Below are 2,066 nucleotides of genomic sequence, written 5' to 3'. Positions count from 1 at the left end.
CCCGGGGCGTCAGGGCCGCCACCTGCGCCTCGAGCCGCGGCAGCCAGCGCAGCGCCCCGTAGGCCAGGGCCTGCACCAGGGGGCGGTCCGCCTCGGCGAGCTGCCCGGCGTAGCGGGCCAGGGCCTCGTCGAGGGGCTCGTGGCGCTGCAGGACCCGCTCGAGGACGCGGACGGCGATCACCCGCGGCGGCGTGCTCAACAGGCCGGGTCCCCCGGCTGGAGGGGGCGGCCGTTGAGGTAGTCCGCCGCCGGCTGCTCGCGCCCGCCGGCGGGCTGCAGCCGGGTGATCCGCAGCCGCTCCGCGGCCGTCGCCACCTCGATGCCGGCCGCCCCGGCGGCCGCCACCCGGCCCGGCTCGTCGCCGCCCTGCCCCGCCGCCACCTCGGCGGCGCGCACCCGCACCTCGACCCCGGCGAGGCGCAGCCGCGCCCCCGGGACCGGGGTCAGCGCGCGCACCTGGCGCTCGAGGGCCGCCGCCGGCCGGTCGGCAGGCTCGAGCCACGCCTCGTCGGCGGTGATCTTGGCCGCGTAGCTCGCCCCCGCCTCCTCCTGGGGCTGCTCGGGAAGCTCGCCGGCGAGGATGGCCGGCAGGCGCTCGGCGAGCAGCTCGGCGCCGAGGCGGGCGAGGCGGTCGTGGAGCCCGCCGGCGGTCTCCCCCGGGGCGATCGGGGTCGCGGCCTGGGCGAGCATCGGGCCGGTATCGAGCCCCTCGTCCATGCGCATCAGGGTGATGCCCGTGCGCTCGTCGCCGGCGAGCAGGGCCCGCTGGATGGGGGCGGCGCCGCGCCAGCGCGGCAGCAGCGAGGCGTGGACGTTGACGCAGCCGCGCCGCGGCGCCTCGAGGAGGGCCCTGGGAAGGATCTGGCCGTAGGCCACCACCACCATCAGGTCCGGGGCGAGCTCGCGGACGGCCTCGACCTGCTCGGCGCCGAGGCGCCCGGGCTGGTGGACCGCCAGGCCGTGGCGCTCGGCGGCGCGCTTGACCGGCGGGGCGGTCACCCGCCGGCCGCGCCCCGCGCGGCGGTCCGGCTGGGTGAACACGGCCTGGGGCGGGTAGCCGGCGGCCACCAAGGCCTCGAGGCTCGGCACGGCGAAATCCGGCGTCCCGGCGAAGAGCACCCGTGCCGGCATCAGCCCGCTGCGGCGGCGTGGCGCTCGCGCTTCTCCATGCGCTTGCGGACGCGCTTGCGCTTGAGCTCGGAGAGGTAGTCGATGAACAGCCGCCCCTCGAGGTGGTCGATCTCGTGCTGGATGCACACGGCGAGGGTCCCCTCGGCCTCGCCCTCGACGGGCTCGCCGTGGTAGTCGAGGGCCCGGTAGGTGACCGCCGCCGCCCGGGTGACGTCGTCGTAGTAGCCCGGGATGGAGAGGCACCCCTCCTCGCCCGTGGCCTCGCCGCGGGCGTCGAGGATCTCCGGGTTGATGAGCACCTGCGGCTGGCTGCGCTCCTCGGAGACGTCGATGACCACCACGCGCCGCGGGTCGCCGACCTGCACGGAGGCCAGGCCGATGCCGCTGGCCTCGTACATCGTCTCGAGCATGTCGTCGACGAGCCGCCGCAGCCCGTCGTCGACCTGCGCGACCGGCTCGGCCCGCTCGCGCAGGCGCGGATCGGGGTAGACCAGGATATCGAGCAGTGCCATGGCCCTCTGCACCTCTATTCGTGGAAGGATTGATTATAACGCACAACGAGGGCGCGCCGAATCCGCCTCCCTGGGCGGGGGTGACTTCGCGCCCCGGCGAGGCCATGGCATCCTGGCCCTGCTCGATTGGAAAGCCGCACACGGACCGTGCCATGGCAACAGACGATCCTACCCTCTGCCGCCTCGCCCTGTGGCGGGTCAGCGGGGTCGGCCCGCAGACCTGGTCCCACCTCATGGCGGCGTTCGGCGACCCGGCGGGCGTCTTCCGCGCCGGGCGCAGCGCGCTGCGCGCCGTCGGCCTGCCGCCGCGCACCGTCGAGGGCATCCTCGCCCCGGACTGGGAGCGCGCCCGGGCCGACGCCGCGTGGGCCGCGGCGGACCCGGGCCGGCGCCTCATCCCCCGCGGCGACCCCGACTACCCGG

The 2,066-nt window shown here is 76.9% G+C and carries 3 protein-coding genes and 1 pseudogene; 1 reads left to right on the top strand and 3 read right to left on the bottom strand.

The genetic code is table 11. The features are described 5' to 3' along the window. The 3 genes from CKO13_RS11855 to def all read right to left on the bottom strand — a co-directional run. Positions 1 to 199: transcription antitermination factor NusB (locus CKO13_RS11855; RefSeq protein ID WP_338034651.1), on the bottom strand; the 199-nt coding region annotated here is incomplete at its 3' end. Beyond that, complete coding sequence (gene fmt, locus CKO13_RS11850) at positions 196 to 1,131, bottom strand: methionyl-tRNA formyltransferase (protein WP_200261294.1); 936 nt, start codon at positions 1,129 to 1,131, stop codon at positions 196 to 198. The genes CKO13_RS11855 and fmt, both read right to left, overlap by 4 nt. Continuing rightward, a complete protein-coding gene (gene def / locus CKO13_RS11845; RefSeq protein ID WP_200261292.1) occupies positions 1,131 to 1,643 on the bottom strand; it encodes a peptide deformylase in 513 nt (170 codons plus the stop codon). Before def ends, fmt begins: the two co-directional genes overlap by 1 nt. Positions 1,644 to 1,795: 152 nt before the next feature. Between def and CKO13_RS11840 the strand changes: the two are divergent. Beyond that, positions 1,796 to 2,066, top strand: a pseudogene (locus tag CKO13_RS11840) (DNA-processing protein DprA); the annotation flags it as partial.

This window comes from Halorhodospira neutriphila, assembly GCF_016584055.1.
GTDB classification, from domain to species: domain Bacteria; phylum Pseudomonadota; class Gammaproteobacteria; order Nitrococcales; family Halorhodospiraceae; genus Halorhodospira; species Halorhodospira neutriphila.
The sequence above is the reverse complement of the archived record's forward strand: the minus strand, read 5'-3'. Positions and strand labels throughout refer to the sequence as shown.